Genomic DNA, 17094 nt, shown 5'->3' on the forward strand with positions numbered 1-17094 from the left:
TTTCCGGGGAGAGAAGCGTTGAAAATACTGGCGCTCGGCGCGCATCCTGACGACATCGAGATATTCATGTTCGGTACGATGGCGGCCTATGCGGCGCAAGGCGCAGAACTGATTTTTGCCATAGCCACGGATGGTGCCAGGGGCGGCAAGAGCGATCCCACGGTTCTCGCCCGTGTCCGTCGCGAGGAGGCAACGGCCGCGGCCGCGCTGCTCGGGGCGGCGCCGCGCTTCCTCGACTTTCACGACGGCGGACTGGTGGCGGATGCCGCGCTGATCGGCGCGCTGAAGACGCTGATTGGCGAAACCGGACCGGATCTGGTGATTACCCATGCGTCCAACGACTATCACGCCGACCACCGCGCGCTGTCGGACGCCGTGCGCATCGCGGCGTCGTTCGCCGTACCGGTGCTGCATGCCGACACGATGGGCGGCACCGGATTCTCCCCGACCCACTATGTCGAGATATCAGCCCAGGCCGAGATCAAGGCCAAGGCGATCCGCCTGCACCAGTCGCAGGATCCGGAGCGCTTCGTCGACATCGCCCGGACGCAGAATTTTTTTCGCGCCGGCCAGTGCAACGGCGCGCCGGGATCACAGGCCGAAGCCTTCCGCTTCGAGCCGATGTTTCCGTTTGCAGACATTCGCGACCTGCTGCCGCCGGCGCCGCCGATCCGACCGGTGATGGTGAGCACAAAAAGGATCGACTGACCCGGAAGACGGCTGCTCGATCGCGGTGACCATGCCCGACGACGAGACCACCGGCCGACGCGCCGGTGCACACGGCCACATGGGAACGCCCGGGCCGGACCGTTGCTTTTCTTCCCGGAGGGCCACGATGTCGCACCTTTGCGACCAGGACCGGACCGGATCAGACGAATTGAGGGAAGACATCGCCGGAAAAAACAGCATAGGCTATTGCCAAGACGGCAAATCTTCCTGGGGAGGAAACGGATGGCTTCACGCTATCACGAGGTCTATGACGGCTGGAAACGCGACCCGGAAAAGTTCTGGGCGGATGCGGCGAACGCCATCGATTGGTACACGCCTTACGACAAGGTGTTCGATGCGGAAGCCGGCGTTTATGGCCGCTGGTTTACCGGCGCCACCTGCAACACCTGCTACAATGCCCTCGACCGGCATGTCGCCGGCGGGCGTGCCGACCAGATCGCGCTGATCCATGACAGCGCCATCACCGGCACCGTGAAGACATTCACCTATGCCGAGCTCAAACGCGAAGTGGTGGCGCTGACCTCGGTGCTGAAGAACCGCGGCGTCGGCAAGGGTGATCGCGTCATCATCTACATGCCGATGGTGGCGGAAGCGGCCATCGCCATGCTTGCCTGCGCCCGCATCGGCGCCGTGCATTCGGTCGTCTTCGGCGGTTTTGCCTCGCATGAGCTCGCCACCCGCATCGACGACGCCAGGCCGAAGGTGATCATTTCGGCCTCCTGCGGCCTGGAGCCCGGCCGCGTCGTCGCCTACAAGCCGCTGCTCGACAAGGCGATCGAGATATCCCGCCACAAGCCGGACGCCTGCCTGATCCTGCAGCGCGACCAATTGCGCTGCGAGCTCAGGGACAATTACGACATCGACTATGCGGACGCGGTCGCGCGCGAGCGGGCGGCCGGTGCCAATGTCGACTGCGTTCCAGTGCTTGCCACCGACCCGCTCTATATCATCTACACGTCAGGCACGACCGGCCAGCCCAAGGGCATCGTTCGCGACAATGGCGGCCACATGGTGGCGCTCGAATGGACGATGGAAAACGAGTTCGGCGTCAAGCCCGGCGAAGTGTTCTGGGCGGCGTCCGACGTCGGCTGGGTGGTCGGCCATTCCTACATCGTCTACGGGCCGCTGCTGCATGGCTGCACCAGCATCCTGTTCGAAGGCAAGCCGGTCGGCACGCCCGATGCCGGCACCTACTGGCGGATGATCGCGCAGCATGGCGTGGTCGCCCTGTTCACCGCGCCGACGGCGTTCCGCGCCATCAAGGGGCAGGATCCCAGGGGCGAATTCGTCGCCAGATACGACCTGTCGAAATTCCGAACGCTGTTCCTCGCCGGCGAGCGCGCCGATCCCGAAACCATCAAATGGGCGGAGCAAAAACTGAACGTGCCGGTCATCGACCATTGGTGGCAGACCGAGACCGGCTCGCCAATGACCATCAACCCCGCGGGGCTTGGCCTGCTGCCGGTGAAATACGGCTCACCCGGCGTGCCGATGCCCGGCTACGACATCCGCGTGCTCGACGATGCCGGCCACGAGGTGCCGCGCGGCACGCTCGGCAATGTCGTGGTCAAGCTGCCGCTGCCGGCGGGCTGCCTGCCGACGCTGTGGAACGCCGACGCCCGTTTCCGCCAAGCCTATCTCGACGAGTTCCCTGGCTTCTACAAGACCGCCGATGCCGGCATGATCGACGAGGACGGCTACCTCTACGTGATGGCCCGCACCGACGATATCATCAATGTCGCCGGCCACCGGCTGTCGACCGGCGCCATGGAAGAGGTGCTGGCAACGCATCCCGATGTCGCGGAATGCGCCGTTGTCGGCATCGCCGATGCGATGAAGGGCCAGGTCCCACTCGGCTTCGTCGTGCTCAACGCGGGTGTCTCGCGCGAGATCGGCCTCATCGAGAGCGAAGTGGTGGGGCTGGTGCGCGAGCGCATCGGCCCGGTCGCCGCCTTCAGGACGGTGGTGACGATCAAGCGGCTGCCGAAAACGCGGTCGGGAAAGATCCTGCGCGGGACCATGCAGAAGATCGCCGACAAGGAAGACTGGACCATGCCGGCGACGATCGACGACCCGGCCATCCTCGAAGAGATCACGGCTGTGCTGAAGGAGCGCGGCATCGGGGTCTAGATGATCGGGCGCAGCAGACCCGATCCTTCCGTTTGTTGAGCGGTCGGCGCCAACTGTCACATCTGGCCAATCTTTTGTTGTGCAATGCAACAACAGACTCTAGGGTTTGGCTTGGGGGGCCATTCCAAAGGCACGGCATGGCTCAGCACAAGGCGACATTCGGCGGCGTCGACATATTGCGTTTCCTGGCCGCCGTCATGGTGATGTTCTATCACTATGGCTTCTGGGTATGGGCATTCCCTGACGGGGTTTCGGCGCGCGCGACCGGCGGCATCCCGCCCCATCCCGAAATGGCCTTCGTCGGCTCCGGCTGGGTCGGCGTGCAGATATTCTTCGTCATCAGCGGTTTCGTCATCGCCTTCAGCGCCGAGAATTCGACGCCGCTGCGGTTTTTCGAGGCAAGGGTGAAAAGGCTGGCGCCGGCGGTCTGGATCTGCGCGCCGGTGACCGCGGCGGTGCTGCTGCTCACCGGTCTGAGCTGGCCAACCGATGCCGTGATCAGGCTCGTTCGCACCGGCCTTTTCGCGCCCTACGGCCCTTGGGTGGACAGCGTCTACTGGACGCTCGGCATCGAGATCGCCTTCTACGCTGTCGTCTGGATCCTGTTGCGGCTTGGCCGCTTCCACCTGATGGAGACGGTGGCAATCGCGATCGGCCTCGTCAGCACGCTGTTCTGGTGCCTCTATTATCCGCTCGGCTGGTCCGACCTCGCCGAGACACGCTGGCTGCAGCTCGTCCTGGTGCACCATGGCTCTTTTTTCGCCGTCGGCGTGCTCATCTGGCTGATGCGGTTCAAGGCGGTGACGGCCTCGCGCCTGGCCTTCTGCCTGCTGTTCCTAGGCGGGGGCGTGCTGCAAATCGCCAGCTCGGTCGACGTCCACAGCATCAAGGTCGGTGCCGCGATGCCCTATGCGCCGCCGATCCTTGTCTTCCTGGTCGCCATCGCCCTAATGGCGTGGTCGCTGCGGCTCGACCTCAGCTGGAGCGGCTGGCGCCGGATCGGCTTGATGACCTACCCGCTCTATCTGATCCACGACGTCATCGGCGCGGCGATGCTCGGCGCGATGGTCGGCGCGGGATTTCCCTATCTCCTGTCGATGGCAATGGTCGGCGCGACCATGATCGCGGCAAGCTGGCTGGTGGCGACCGAAGCCGAACCGCGCATCCGGCTGCTGCTCGACCACACGGTGTTCCGCTACCGGCTCAGGGCCGCGTAGTCGCGATCTTGTTGACCAATTGACCAACGGGCACCTCGGTGCCTTCCTCGCAGGAGCGCACTGTCCAGCCGCAGGGTTCCGAGGCCTGGATAGTGAGTCGCGGCCCTGTACAAAGCTAGGGACCAATCGATGCGGATCGTCAGGATAGCCGAACTGGCAATCGATCCTGACCAGATCGACAGCTACAAGGCCCTGATTACCGAAGAGATCGAGGCCTCCGTGCGAATCGAGCCGGGCGTGCTTTTCCTTCATGCCGTGTCGGAAAAAGGTGCGCCTGAAAAGGTGCGCGTGATCGAATGCTACGCCGATCAGACGGCGTACGAAGCCCATCTGACCACACCGCATTTTCTCAAGTACAAGACGCAAACGGCGAACATGGTGCGGTCGCTTCGGCTTATCGAAACCGACCCGATCGCGCTGTCTGCGAAACCCGGTCAGAACTCAAACTGACCAGGGCTTGGATCGACACCGCCGTCCATCCAGAGCGGACGACCGACCTGCCGTCGAAATCGCTGGCAAGCGAAATAGACTGATCTGCTCTGGGGCCGACCTGCTTCCAATCCATGTCGCCAACCTCAAAGCGCGTCGATTCCGCACAATCCGATATTGCTCCGGATGTCATTTCATAGACATCGCCAATCAGCCAAAGAAACCGGGCGTCACGGGCTAGCATGGCGTCTTTGGATCGGGCGCGGCTGCTTGAATCCGCCAAGCAGTACGGAAGCTACCTCGTTATAAATTCGACCCTTGAAGATGCCCGTACTTGTTTCGCCGGCTTGTTCGCTTTACGAACGGCAATGACCCTCATCTCTCGCATTGCCGCCCTTGCTTTGCTCGCCGTCATTGTCTTCGCGACGCTGTCGCCAATCCAGATGCGGCCCCACCTGGGTGACCCAGATTTCGAACGCGCCCTCGCCTACGTTCTGTTCGGCGTGGCGATGGGGCTCGGCTTTCCAAACCGCTTGGCTGGAACTGTCACTATAGTTGTCGTCGTAGCCACTGTGCTGGAGCTGATGCAGCTCCTCGAACCCGGACGGCATGCGCGCCTTTCGGACGGCTCGCTGAAGGCTTTGGCAGGCATCCTCGGAATAGTTGTCGTCCATCTCAGTCTTTTGGTGGCCAGCCGCTATTGGCCGCGTAAGCTGACATTGCCTGCCGGATGATGCCCGGGTTTAGACTCCCACTGTAGCCCGCCGTGGCCACATAGGCGATGACCTGCCTCGTCACTCAGGCACGGAAATCGCCACGGTTGAACTCAGACCGTTGTCTTGCTGCGCACTTCGGTCTTGTCGAGATAATAGCTCGAGTACTGGCCGAAGAATTTTTCGGACGCTCCGAACGAGCCGTATTTGGCGAGCTTCTTGAGATCGACCTTGTTCAGCACCGCGCCGACGATCTTGTTGGCGACATAGGGTTCGGATTCGAGCATCGATCTCACCATCGCGCGCGGCGTGCGGCCCCATTCGGTGACCAGCACGAAGCCGTCGACAAGCGGCGCGAAGGCCTTGGCGTCGACCACCGGCCCCAGCGGCGGCAGATCGACGACGATGTATTCGAAGGTCTCCTTGGCGTTGTCGATGAAGCGCCGCATGCCGGCCGAGGAGAGAAGCTCGCTGGTATGCGAGAAATTGCCGCGCAGCACGGCCGGAATGATCGCCAGCTTCGTCTGCCGGTCGATCTTGCCGACCGACTGCCAGGTCTGGCCGCTCACCACCGCTTCCATCAGTCCCTGCTCGGCCTCCATGCCGAGGCTGCGGCTCAAGCCCGGATTGCGCAGGTCGCCGTCGATCAGCAGCGTCCTGGCGCCGTTGGCGGCGAGCAGTCCGGCCAGATTGGCCGCGACCGTCGACTTGCCTTCGCCGGGAAGGACCGAGATGACGCCGATGACGCGGCTGCCTTGCCCTTCCATGACGACGTCGAAGGCGATCTTTGCGCTGCGCAGCGTCTCGGAGAACATCGACGCCGGAGCATCGACGCTGACGCGCATGCGCGCGCGCTTTTCGGCGGCGGCCGGCGATTTGGCGGTTTTGAGATCCGGGTCGGCCGGCTTTTCCTCCCTGGCGGTCTTGCCGCCGATGACAGGTAGATAACCGAGGAATTTGAGGCCGACGCGGTCGCGGACATCCTCGCCGGTCCTGAAGAAACGCTCGTTGAATTCGTTCAGGCCGCCGAGCCCGGCACCCATCAACGTGCCCAGCACAAGCGAGAGCGCCAGCACCACCACCGTGCGCGGGCTGGAGGCGCTGAGCGGCGTCGATGCATCCGAGATGATGCGGATCTTCCCGACCGGGAAGGATTGCTGCTGGGCGGCTTCCTCGTAGCGGCCGAGGAATGTCTGGTAGAGCGTGGAGAGCGCCGTCGCCTTCTGGTCGAGTTCACGCAGCTTGACCTGCGACTGGTTGTCGATGGCGCTCTTGCCTTGCGCCGCGGCGACATTGGCCCTGAGCGCGGTCTCGCGCGCCAGCGCCACTTCATATTCGTTGCGATAGCTTTCGGTCAGTTGCTTCAACTCGCCGAATATCTGCGCCGATATGTCGGCCTTCTCCTTGGCGAGCGCCACCGCCTGCGGATGCTGCGGCCCGAAATTGGCCTCGACATCCTGCTGCCGCTTGGCGACGGCGAGATAGCGCGTCTTGAGCGCCGCGATGACCGAGCTGCTCGGCTGGTCGCTCGATATGGCGGCATCCTTGAAGGCGTTCTCCGAGCCGCTTTCGACGATGGACTTGTACTGCTGGTAGCGGGCGCTGGCCCGGGCCGTATCGGCCTGCGCAACGATAAGCTGGGCGTTGAGGTCGGCAAGCTGCTTGGCGCTCATCAGCTGGCCGTCGCTGTTGGCGGACAGGCCGTGCTCGGCCCTGAATTTCTCGACCGCTAACGATGCCGCCTGCGAGCTTTCGCGCAGTTCCGTCAGCCGGCCCTGCAGCCAGACCGCGGCGCGCTCGGTGGCATCGAAGGAGGCGTCGAGCTGGTCGGCGAGATAGGCATCGGCATAGGCCTTGGTGATCGCGGTCGCCAGTGCCGGGTCCGTCGCCTGGTAGCCGAGCGCGATGACATAGCTTCGCCCGACGCGCTCCGCCTGCACCTCGTTCTGCAATTTGAGGATCGCGTAGTCGCGACGTGAGGTCGCGATCAGCGCATCGCGGGTGGCGGGGTCGAGCTTGGTGACGTCGCCGACGCCCGGCATGGGAGGACTGGGGCGAACATACTGGATCAGGCCACGGATCAGGCCGATGCCCTGGGCGAGCGCCGACTGGGGCGGGTTCATGAACGCGTCGTTGCGGTCGAGCTTCAGCTTGTCGACGACCACGGCGGCAAGCCGCGTCGAGGTCAGGATTTCGATCTGGCTCAGGATGGCCGAATCGGTCTGCATGGTCGTCGACGCCGCCGAAATGTCGTCGACGATCTTGTTCAGCCCCTCATCGATCAGCACGCTCGAGACCGATTGGTATTTGGGCGGCGTGGTCTGCAGATAGAGCAGGCCCAGGACAAGACCAATGACCGCGCCCAGGACAACCACCTTGGCCTGCCGCGCTGCCATGCCAAGCAGCCGCTCGACATCGATGAAGTCTTCGCCGTCTCCTGCTTCCGAATTCGGCAATGGCATCCTCTTGTCGAGAGGAAAGTTGGCATAGTTCATCTTCGGTCCAATTCCAGAGCCCGTCCATCCCAATCATCGGGATGGGCTCTATCTCACTGTTTGAACATGATCTTTTCCGAAAACCGCCTTGCGCTTTCCGGGATCATGCCTTGGCTCCCAGGCACTTCGAAGATCGGGAGCATTGCCAAAAAGCAACGCAAGTTCCATGCCGGACGCCACAGGGCGTTGCGCGCATCGCACCGTCAGCCGTTCGACAATGCTCCCGAAACATGGGCATTATGCGGCTTCTTCCTGTCGTTCATGCGACCGGACGAACTCCTGGAGCATCTCGAAAACCGGACCCTTCATGTCGTCGCGCGCCAAGGCGAAGGCGATGTTGGCCTGGATAAAGCCCTCCTTCGAGCCGCAGTCGAACATGCGGCCCTTGAAAGGCTGGGCAAAGAAGGACTGCTCCTGCGCCAGGCGGACCATGGCGTCGGTCAGCTGGATCTCATTGCCCGCGCCGCGCTGCTGGTTGCCGAGCAGGGCGAAGATCTCGGGCTGCAGGATATAGCGGCCGTTGATGTAGAAGTTCGACGGCGCATTGGCCGGCGCCGGCTTTTCGACCATCGCCGTCACCTCGAAACCGCCGCCAATGTCGGCGCCGCGGCCGACAATGCCGTATTTGTTGGTCTCGGTCGGGTCACAGCGCTCGACCGCAATGACGTTGCCGCCGGTCTCGGCATAGAGGTCGGCGACCTCGGCCAGGCAGCCGCGGCCGCCGAACGAAACCATATCAGGCAAAAGCAGGGCGAAGGGCTCGTTGCCGATGACCTCGCGCGCGCACCAGACGGCGTGGCCAAGGCCTTGCGGGGATTGCTGGCGGATGAAGCTGGTGGCGCCGGCCACCGGCAGCAGGCTTTCCAACGACTGCAATTGCGCCTTCTTGCCGCTCTGCTCCAGTGTTCCGATCAATTCCGGATGCAGGTCGAAATAATCCTCGATGACCGCCTTGTTGCGGCCGGTCACGAACACGATGTGCTCGATGCCGGCCTCGAAGGCCTCATCGACGGCGTATTGCACGACCGGCCGGTCGACGACGGGAAGCATTTCCTTCGGCATCGACTTGGTCGCCGGCAGGAACCGCGTTCCAAGCCCCGCCACCGGTATCACGGCCTTCCTGATTTTCTTCATCGCAAATTCCTTCTGAGAAGATCGACTTCAGTCCATTCGCAGGCCAGGAAAAATCCCTCCATGTGCCTGCATCTTCACCTCCCCGCCCCCACGGCAAATTGTGCCGCTACTCGTCGCAACCGCACGGCGATCGGCATGCCCATATGCCTGACCGCCGCCGGGTCGCTGAGCGCCGTCCGGATCGCCTTGAGCGGGGACCGCGCCTTGATGTGCTGGACCATCGACAGGAACGAGGCTGCCTTGCGCAGGCTGCGGCTGCGCCGGGCGAAGGCCGCTTGCGCGGCCGCGTCCATCTGATGGCTTTGAGCGAAAATTGCATCGGCCTTGCGCATCGCCTCGACATGATGAGGCTCGAGCACGCGCGAAATGGAGCCGCTGCGGATGTGATAGGCATAGCCGATGTCAGGCTCGACCACGCACCTGCCGCCCTTGGCCAGGGCGTTGGCCAGAAATATGTAATCCTCGCCGATGATCAGGTCCTCGTCGTAGCGAAGTCCGTTTTCTTCCAGGAAGCGGCGCTCGAAGATCGGCTTGAGATAGCCGAGATTGAACTTCGATTCGAAGACGACGTTGCCGGCGATATAGCTGGCCAGCGAGATCTCGCCCAATTCCTCCAGATAGCGCGTCGGGAACATCGCATCCTCGATCACGCCGTCCTCGCGGACGACCTGGAGGTTGTCGACGGCGATTTGCGCGCCCGCCCTTTCGGCCCGCGCGATCATGGCGGCGATGCGGCCGGGATAGACCGCATCGTCGGAATCGAGGACCGCGACCCAGCGGCCGCGGGCAGCCTCGAGGCCGGCGTTCCTGGCGCCGCCGGGGCCCCTGTTCTGCGCGAGCGCCACGACGCGCACGATGTCCTGCGGATAGGCCCTTGCCACGTCGAGCGTGGCGTCGCGCGACTTGTCGTCGACGACGACGACCTCGACGCTGACACCCTTCTGCGCGATGGCGCTGGCGATCGCCCGGTCGAGGGTCGCCTCGGCGTTGTAGGCTGCAATGACGAAGGAAACGTCCGGGACGAAGCTGACGTCAGGCTGCACGCTTGCCTCCTTCCTGTGGCGAGGGCTGGCCGTAGAGACGAATCTCGCGGATGCCGACAAGGCCGCTGACGACGCCGACATGCATAATGCCGCGCAGCACGCTGCGGTTCCGCCGCACGGGGCTGGCAAGGAAGGGAAACGCCGCGGCGAAGCAATAGGCTGCCTTTGCCGAGGCAATGGCGACCTGTTTGAGCAGGCCAATGCCGCTCGCATTGCGCCCCAGGAGATGGCCATGCGTCTGCCCGACGCGGAAGCGGCGGCGGCCAAGCCAGTCGAACGCGGCCCTGGTCCGTGGCACGACCTCGTCCACCCAAGCCTCCGGAGAAAACGCGATCGTGCCGCCTGTCTTGTGCATCTGGTCGAAGAATTCGGTGTCCTCGCCGCCGGTCTGGCCACGCGCCAGGCTGAAGCGGCGCCCGCGCAGGCTGTCCGACCCCATGTCGAGCAGCACGTTGCAGGTGTAGCCGGTGCGGATCTCGCCGCGCACCCAGACCGGCAAGGTCGAATGGAAGTCGCCACGCCGCATCCAGTCCGGCGCATCGGCCCCATAGCGCGCCTTGACCGGGCCCAGCACGGCGGCGGCGCGACTTGCCTGGGCTGTTGCGACGAGCTCGGCAAGCCAGCGCGGCGAAGCCGTCTCGTCGTCGTCGATGAAGGCGACGAAATCCGACGTGCTGGCGTCAAGACAGGCATTGCGGGCGATCGAGATGTTGCGCGCCGGGCAGTGGTGATAGCTGATAGGCAGCGTCAGTTCCCGCGCCAGGGCCGTCACCAGATCCCTGGCGCTCGGCGTGTCGTCATTATCGGCGACGATGACCCGGACATCGAAACCGGCCGGCCTGTCCATGGCATCGAGCGAGCGCAGCGTGTCGGCCAGTTCCGGCCGGCGGAACGTGCACACGCCGATATCGATGCTGCGGTTCTTGCCTGTAACCGCCATCACGCGACCCCGCGTCGTGCACCGAGACCGAGAAGCTGCAGCCAGAAACCGACGGACCAGCCGAAATGCATGACCATCGCCGAGACGCCGGCAAGCGCGATCTCGGCATTGCGCTGGCTTATCGCCGTCCACAGGCCATAGCCGAGGCACACCGTCGCCCAGATCAAAAACGGCACCGCCGCCAGCCAGTGCACGAAGGAAAAGGCTGCGAGCACCACCACCGGGAACACCAGCAGCGGCACCATCTGCCGGACCTTCGGGATGACGCGGTGCTTCAGGACATTCTTGGCGCGTCCGCGGCCGTAGCCGAGATACTGGAAATAGAGGCCGCTGAGCGACGCGCGCGGATAGTAAACCATCTGCGTCCTGCCGCTCATCCAGATCCTGTAGCCGGCCTGTCTCAGCCGGTAGTCGAGCTCGGCGTCCTCATTATGGCTGAACGTCTCGTCATAGCCGCCGACGGCCTGGAAGGCAGAAATCCGCATCAGCGCGTGATGGCCGTGATCGACCCATTCTCCGGCGGACAGATGCCTGTGCTTGGAACCGCCGGTGCCGAGCTTTGAATTCTGTGCCGCCGCGGCCGCCTTCTGCACGGTGCCGCTGCCGCTGGTCAGCATCGAGACCACGACAGAATCGGCGCCCGTGGCCAGCGCTTCCTCGACCAGCCGGTCGCAATAGTCGGCGGGATAGCCGCCATGGGCATCGATGCGGATCAGATATTCGGCACCATCGCCGAATCTGGCGACGGCAAGATTGATCGCCGCGCTCTGGATGCGCTTTTCATTGTGGAGCAGGATGATGCGGGGATCTTCCTTCGCACGCTCGCCGACAATGGCCGGGGTACCATCGGTGCTGCCGCCATCGGCAACGACGATCCTGGCGCCGAGCCTCGCGGCCGCGGGGCTGAGCTGGTCGAGCAGCACACCGATATGGGCTGCCTCGTTGAGGCAGGGAATCACGATCAGGCTGGAGGGGAGCGCTTGCATCATCGGGCGATCTCCATCCTAGGCCAAAGCCTCGGCCGCGAAGGGTTGGCGCATGGCGGCCAGGCTGCGAAGCTTGTCGACCAGCGCCCGGCAATCGCTGCGATCATAGCTCCATATCCTGGGGTTGCGCGACAGAACGCGCTCCTTCAACGTGCTGAAGCGGCGCTCCTCCATCTTGCCGATGGCGGCTTCGAGCGCGTCGGGTGAGGCTTCGGGCAACAGAATGCCGATGCCTTGCCGGCCGAGGAACCGCCCAGTTTCCGTGTTGGCCATCGAGATCGGCACCGCGCCGAATCGGCAGCCTTCATAGAGGCGATTGGGCAGCAGCCATTCGGAATTCTGGCCCGCCTCGAAGAAATCGATCGCCCAGGAGAAATGCACGTCCCGGTAGATCGCCGCCATGTCCTCCGGGTTGCGGTAGGGTCCGCGAAACGAAAGCCAGGGCTCCGCCTCGACGAAGGCGTGGAAATCCGGGAATTCGGTCAACGCCGGGCGGCCGCGCAGCACGATCTCGAACCGGCCGTCGGCGCGGCGCGAGAAATCGGCCAGGAGTTCGAGCGAGCGGCGGCAGCGCAATGCCCCGAACCAGCCGATGCGCCAGGGTGGCGCGACAGGCGCCTCGGCCATCTCATGCTCGGCCGGCAGGATCGCCGCTGCCTCGAAATATTTGTTTTCGACCAGTTCGACCGGCGCCGTCACCTGGCCGTACGGCTCGAAATAATTGGCGGTGAATGCGGGCGAGCTGGTCACCAGCAGCCTTACGTCCCTGGCAAGGTAACGTTCCGTGGCACGCAGCGCCTTGCCGACCGCATCGCTGCGAAGCATCAGGCGATGGATGTCGAGGCATTCATAGACGATCGGCACCGCTGCGCCGAACGCCGTGTTGGCGCGGCGGGCGAGCGCCAGCATTTCCAGGTTGCGCGCGATGATGAGATCGGGTCTCGGCATGCCGTGGAGCCTGGTGCCGATCGAAACCGCCGCCTTGGCGACTGCCGTCAGACGCTGGGCGAATCGCCCGTCACGCGTCGCGCCGAGATCCAGCGACCGCAATCCCTCGACGTCGGCAATGGGATTTGCCGTGCGACGGAAGCCTGCGAGCGTGACCTGGGCGCCACCTGCCCTGAGCATTGTAATCCGCCGGCGCACTGCCGGGTCGGAAACGTCATGCACAAGGTACAAGACATTCAGCATGAAAACTCGACCGCTGTTGGCCCACCCACGGCGAACCTAGTACAGGTCTTGCTGCATCGCAACATTTTTGGTGCAGCGTAGCAAAATCCACGTTTTTTGTTGCACTGCAAAATAAATGCCGTAATTTGGCCGCGGCGGCGGTTGCAGGGTTCCTGGTCGGAACCTGCACAAGAATCAGGAATCCTGAATTTGGAAGCCAATCCATTCGATCCGCCAGAAGGCTCGCTGCGCAAATCGGTCGGGCGTGGCGCGGTCGTGACGGCCTTGTCGCAGTCCGTGCGGGTCGCCACGCAGATCATTTCCGTCATCGTGCTGTCGCGTCTCCTGTTGCCGCAGGATTTCGGCGTCGTGGCGATGTGCGCGCCGGTGCTGGCCTTTATCGCGCTGTTCCAGGATTTCGGCCTCACCCAGGCGACCATCCAGAAATCGGGCATACGGCACGACGAGGTGAACTACCTGTTCTGGATCAACGTCGCCGTCAGCGCCATCCTGGCCTGCGTGCTTGCCGGCGCGGCACCGCTGGTCGCCGCCTTCTACGGCGAACCGCGTGTGGCTGGCCTGGTGGCGGCGCTGGGCCTGCAGATCATGGCCTACGGCCTCGGTGCGCAGCATCTGGCGCTCCTGACGCGCCGCATGCAGTTCGGCCGCCTGGCCATCATCGATGTCGCAGGCGCCGTGGCTGGTCTTGCCGTGTCGATCGCCTGGACATTCGTCGATCGCTCCTACTGGGCACTTTTCGCCGGCACCTTGACCGGAGCCGTGCTGCCGACGCTGTGCTACTGGGCCAGTTCGCGCTGGCGGCCCAGCCTGCCGCGCAAGGTCGCCGGGATCAGCGAGCTGATCAATTTCGGCGCCGGCATAACCGGCTTCAACTTCGCCAATTTCTTCGCCCGCAATCTCGACAACGTGCTGATCGGAAAATACTGGGGCGAGGCGCAGCTCGGCCTCTATGACCGTGCCTACAAGCTGCTCCTATTCCCGCTGAGCCAGATCACGAACCCGCTGTCGAAGGTGATGGTGCCGGCTCTTTCCAGGCTGAAGGACGAGCCCGACCGCTACCGCAGCGCCTATCTTCGCGTCATGCCGCTGATCCTGCTGGTGGCGCTTCCCGGCGTCGCTTTCGCCACCGCCATGTCCGACATACTCATCCCCTTCGTGCTCGGTGAGCAATGGCGCGCGAGCGCCGGCATTTTCCTGGCGCTTGGCTTCGCCGGGCTGCTGCAGCCGCTCAACAATCCGGCCGGATGGCTGTTCGTCAGCCAAGGCCGTTCCGGCGACTTCATGCGCTGGGGCATCATCACGGCGGTAACGTCGGTGCTCGCTTTCGTGCTGGGCCTGCCTTATGGCGCGCTCGGCGTGGCGATCGCCTATGCCGTCAGCGAATATCTGCGCACGCCTTTCCTGTGGCTCTATGTCGGCAGGAGCGGGCCGCTGCGGGCAAGCCACGTGCTTCGCGCGGCGACGCCGTTCGTGCTCGGCGCGCATGTGGCGCTTGCGGTGGTCTGGTTGGTCAAGCCGCTGCTGCCGCAGCAGCATGTCATTGCCTTGGCCAGCGGCGCGATCCTTGCCTATCTCATCACCATCGTCATCGCGCTGGCCTTCGCAGCCGGCCGTGAAGCCTTGCGCGAGGCTTTGAAAATGCTGCCGGCAAGGCCGCCGGCGGCAGCACCGCGCGAGGCGCAATAATTTCGGCGCTTTCGACCCTTACCGTTCACCCGAGCATCAGGCCTGATCCATGCATTACCGATCGATCTCAGACATGAACGACGCGATCGTGAGCAACCTTCACCGGTTGCCGCGCGACATCGACCTGGTGGTCGGCGTCCCCAGAAGCGGGGTGCTGGCAGCGACGCTGGTCAGTCTCGCGGCGAACATACCGATGACCGACCTGGACTCCTTCCTCGAGGGTCGCGTCTACACATCGGGCATCACCAAGCGCCGTGCGGTGCTCGACCGCAAGGTCGCGGAAATGCGCAAGGTGCTGGTGATCGACGACAGCGTCTCCGGCGGCAACGCCATGCGCGACGCCCGCGCCCGCATAGAGGGTGCCGGCATCGAGGCCGACTACACCTTTGCCGCCGTGTTCGGGCTTGAGCCGCAGCATGCCGAGACCGATGTCGTCTTCGAGGTCGTGCCGCATCCGCGCATGTTCCAGTGGAACTTCATGCATCACAAATTCCTTGCGCAATGCTGCGTCGACATAGACGGGGTGCTGTGCCTCGATCCGACCGAGGCGGAAAACGACGATGGTCCGGCCTACGAGAAATTCCTTAGCGAAGCGCGGCCGCTCCATACCGCGACCCGCAAGATCGGCTGGCTGGTGACCAGCCGGCTGGAGAAATACCGCGCGCTGACCGAGGCATGGCTGGCCAAGCACGAGATCAAGTACGATCATCTGATCATGCTCGACCTGCCGAGCAAGGCGGAGCGTCAGCGGCTTGGCGCGCATGGCAGTTTCAAGGCCGAATTCTACCGCAAATCCGATGCCATCCTGTTCATCGAGAGCGAGCACGAGCAGGCGCTAAGGATCACCGAGCTGTCGGGCAAACCGGTGCTGTGCATCGAAACGCACATGGTCAGCTTTCCCAACGCGCTGTCGCTCCCGGCGCTCGGCCAGGCGGCGCGCAACCTGCCGGCCAGGTTGCGACAGGCCAAATCACAGGAAGGCCGCAAGGGCGCCGCCAAGGCCCTTGCCCGCGCCCTGCTTGGCGCCCGCGGCTACGAGACGCTGAAAAGCCGGGTCAAGCGCCTGGCCTGATCCGCCAAGGCTGCGAATCCAGATTAACGGGTTCCTTCGGAGTGTTCGCCGGCGCGCCGGTCGAGAAGCATCAAACCCTCCTGTGCAGCGGGTTTCCGGCGCAACTCAGCACCATAACCAAAAAACTACCATAGTTGCCTTCACCCTGTCAAGAAAAAATTCCTATTACAGGGCTGCCGAGGTCGGTTCCAGCCTAAGCCTCGGCTACGCCGCCTGTCGCGAACGCTGCTGTGTGGCCTTGTCCAGCATGGAAAAGAAGGTGAGGAACTGGCGGTCAGGATCGAGCTCCGGACGCTCGGAGAAGCTGCGCGCCGTGGCCGAGAGCCGGTCATATTCCTGGCGGTCGTTCCACAGCAGCCTGACAGCCGCGACCCAGTCGGTGAGCGGAGCTTCGTAATCGAGCACCACGCCGCCCGGTCCGATCGCTTCGGGCAGGCCGCCGCGCCGCGAGCCGATGACGGGAATGCCGCTGCAATGGGCTTCCGAGGCCACACGGCCCCAGGCCTCTTCCCATTTGCTGGGCGCCAGCAGGATCCTGGTGCGGCCATAGACGGTCTTCATGTCGCCGGTGCGGTTCTCCAGCCTGATATTGGAGAACGGGGCGATGGTTTGCTCGATGCGGGCGCGATGATCGTCGGCAAGCTTCCAGCTCTCCACGAACAGGAACGGAATCTCGGGGCAGGCGCCGGCGATGCGCACGGCGAGCTCGAAGCCTTTCTCCTCGTACGGATTGATCAAGGTGACGAACTGGCCCGTGGTCGGCGTGCTGTAGAGGGCGGCATTGATGGTCGGCGGCAGCACCGCCGCATCGATGCCGAACTTCTGTTTGTAGGCGCGCGCGGTGAATTGCGAGTTGGCGATGTAGAGCGCCGAATGCAACTCGCGCAGATCGCCGCCCAGCTCATGGAACTCGACATTCCTGAGATAGACGACCAGCGGCACGCCTTCGGCCTGCAGCGCCTTGCCCACCGGAACCGACTTGTGGCATTGGACGACGGCCACGTCCGGCTTCAATCTGCGGACGGCAAAGTCGGCCGCCTTCCAGGGAAACCAGGCCCGCACCACCGGATAGCCGGGAAAACTGTCGATGACCGCCGGCTGACGCAGCAGCTTCATCTTGGCGCGCGCCTTGAAGCCGAAGACACCGTCGCCGAACAGGGCGGCCAGTACGGCCGCCTCATGGCCGTGCTCGATCAACTGCTCGGCCAGATGATGGGTGCTCGACTGGACGCCGCCGCTGAATTCGGGCGTGTATCCGTTGCCGCCTGCAAAAAGAACTTTCATGGTTCCTGGCTCCTGGTTCTTTCGCGTTTCGTTCAATGTGGCCCG

General features: G+C 63.9%; 14 protein-coding genes. 7 read left to right on the forward strand and 7 right to left on the reverse strand.

Features of this window, described 5'->3' with window-relative positions; genetic code table 11:
• Positions 1-18: 18 nt before the first annotated feature.
• The 5 genes from FJ986_RS10090 (at position 19) to FJ986_RS30445 (ending at position 5239) form a co-directional block, all read left to right on the forward strand.
• On the forward strand, positions 19-708 hold the full coding sequence (locus tag FJ986_RS10090) for a PIG-L deacetylase family protein (RefSeq protein WP_140674163.1): 690 nt from the start codon (positions 19-21) through the stop codon (positions 706-708).
• Positions 709-951: 243 nt separating this feature from the next.
• Positions 952-2859: a propionyl-CoA synthetase gene (locus FJ986_RS10095; protein ID WP_140674165.1), complete on the forward strand. Its 1908-nt coding sequence runs from the start codon at positions 952-954 to the stop codon at positions 2857-2859.
• Positions 2860-2996: 137 nt separating this feature from the next.
• Complete coding sequence (locus FJ986_RS10100; RefSeq protein ID WP_140674167.1) at positions 2997-4076, forward strand: acyltransferase; 1080 nt, start codon at positions 2997-2999, stop codon at positions 4074-4076.
• A 129-nt stretch (positions 4077-4205) separates the two neighbouring features.
• Positions 4206-4526, forward strand: coding sequence for a putative quinol monooxygenase (locus tag FJ986_RS10105; RefSeq protein ID WP_140674169.1), 321 nt, complete (start codon positions 4206-4208; stop codon positions 4524-4526).
• Positions 4527-4747: 221 nt separating this feature from the next.
• Positions 4748-5239, forward strand: a complete 492-nt coding sequence (locus FJ986_RS30445; RefSeq protein ID WP_181171602.1) for a hypothetical protein — start codon at positions 4748-4750, stop codon at positions 5237-5239.
• A 92-nt stretch (positions 5240-5331) separates the two neighbouring features.
• Here the strand turns inward: FJ986_RS30445 and FJ986_RS10115 are convergent, their stop codons facing one another.
• From FJ986_RS10115 to FJ986_RS10140, 6 genes are all read right to left on the reverse strand, one after another.
• Positions 5332-7713 carry a polysaccharide biosynthesis tyrosine autokinase gene (locus FJ986_RS10115; RefSeq protein WP_140497157.1) on the reverse strand — a complete coding sequence of 794 codons (2382 nt, stop codon included), beginning with the start codon at positions 7711-7713 and terminating at the stop codon, positions 5332-5334.
• Positions 7714-7950: 237 nt separating this feature from the next.
• The gene (locus FJ986_RS10120) at positions 7951-8847 is read right to left on the reverse strand and encodes a UTP--glucose-1-phosphate uridylyltransferase (RefSeq protein WP_140512943.1); all 897 of its coding nucleotides are present in this window, start codon (positions 8845-8847) and stop codon (positions 7951-7953) included.
• A gap of 74 nt (positions 8848-8921) precedes the next feature.
• The gene (locus tag FJ986_RS10125) at positions 8922-9890 is read right to left on the reverse strand and encodes a glycosyltransferase family 2 protein (protein ID WP_140523580.1); all 969 of its coding nucleotides are present in this window, start codon (positions 9888-9890) and stop codon (positions 8922-8924) included.
• Positions 9880-10830: a glycosyltransferase gene (locus FJ986_RS10130; protein ID WP_140674171.1), complete on the reverse strand. Its 951-nt coding sequence runs from the start codon at positions 10828-10830 to the stop codon at positions 9880-9882. The genes FJ986_RS10125 and FJ986_RS10130 overlap by 11 nt, the downstream gene beginning before the upstream one ends.
• Positions 10830-11819, reverse strand: coding sequence for a glycosyltransferase family 2 protein (locus FJ986_RS10135; protein WP_140674173.1), 990 nt, complete (start codon positions 11817-11819; stop codon positions 10830-10832). The genes FJ986_RS10130 and FJ986_RS10135 overlap by 1 nt, the downstream gene beginning before the upstream one ends.
• 15 nt (positions 11820-11834) lie before the next feature.
• A complete protein-coding gene (locus FJ986_RS10140) occupies positions 11835-13007 on the reverse strand; it encodes a glycosyltransferase family 4 protein (RefSeq protein ID WP_140674175.1) in 1173 nt (390 codons plus the stop codon).
• 189 nt (positions 13008-13196) lie between these two features.
• Here FJ986_RS10140 and FJ986_RS10145 point away from each other — a divergent pair, with 189 nt between their 5' ends.
• Both FJ986_RS10145 and FJ986_RS10150 read left to right on the forward strand, forming a co-directional pair.
• The gene (locus FJ986_RS10145) at positions 13197-14693 is read left to right on the forward strand and encodes a lipopolysaccharide biosynthesis protein (RefSeq protein ID WP_140664147.1); all 1497 of its coding nucleotides are present in this window, start codon (positions 13197-13199) and stop codon (positions 14691-14693) included.
• A gap of 49 nt (positions 14694-14742) precedes the next feature.
• A complete protein-coding gene (locus FJ986_RS10150) occupies positions 14743-15765 on the forward strand; it encodes a phosphoribosyltransferase family protein (RefSeq protein ID WP_140674177.1) in 1023 nt (340 codons plus the stop codon).
• Between the two features lie 204 nt (positions 15766-15969).
• Here FJ986_RS10150 and FJ986_RS10155 read toward each other — a convergent pair whose 3' ends face one another.
• Entirely contained in the window at positions 15970-17049 is a 1080-nt protein-coding gene (locus tag FJ986_RS10155) for a glycosyltransferase (RefSeq protein WP_140674179.1), read from the reverse strand.
• Positions 17050-17094 lie beyond the last annotated feature (45 nt).

Source organism: Mesorhizobium sp. B1-1-1, assembly GCF_006442955.1.
Classification (GTDB): domain Bacteria; phylum Pseudomonadota; class Alphaproteobacteria; order Rhizobiales; family Rhizobiaceae; genus Mesorhizobium.

Coding starts and splice junctions, on each gene's coding strand:
- FJ986_RS10120 (WP_140512943.1), bottom strand. CDS start 8,847: ATGAAGAAAATCAGGAAGGCCGTGATACCGGTGGCGGGGCTTGGAACG.
- FJ986_RS10095 (WP_140674165.1), top strand. CDS start 952: ATGGCTTCACGCTATCACGAGGTCTATGACGGCTGGAAACGCGACCCG.
- FJ986_RS30445 (WP_181171602.1), top strand. CDS start 4,748: ATGGCGTCTTTGGATCGGGCGCGGCTGCTTGAATCCGCCAAGCAGTAC.
- FJ986_RS10150 (WP_140674177.1), top strand. CDS start 14,743: ATGCATTACCGATCGATCTCAGACATGAACGACGCGATCGTGAGCAAC.
- FJ986_RS10140 (WP_140674175.1), bottom strand. CDS start 13,007: ATGCTGAATGTCTTGTACCTTGTGCATGACGTTTCCGACCCGGCAGTG.
- FJ986_RS10135 (WP_140674173.1), bottom strand. CDS start 11,819: ATGATGCAAGCGCTCCCCTCCAGCCTGATCGTGATTCCCTGCCTCAAC.
- FJ986_RS10130 (WP_140674171.1), bottom strand. CDS start 10,830: ATGGCGGTTACAGGCAAGAACCGCAGCATCGATATCGGCGTGTGCACG.
- FJ986_RS10105 (WP_140674169.1), top strand. CDS start 4,206: ATGCGGATCGTCAGGATAGCCGAACTGGCAATCGATCCTGACCAGATC.
- FJ986_RS10100 (WP_140674167.1), top strand. CDS start 2,997: ATGGCTCAGCACAAGGCGACATTCGGCGGCGTCGACATATTGCGTTTC.
- FJ986_RS10115 (WP_140497157.1), bottom strand. CDS start 7,713: ATGAACTATGCCAACTTTCCTCTCGACAAGAGGATGCCATTGCCGAAT.
- FJ986_RS10155 (WP_140674179.1), bottom strand. CDS start 17,049: ATGAAAGTTCTTTTTGCAGGCGGCAACGGATACACGCCCGAATTCAGC.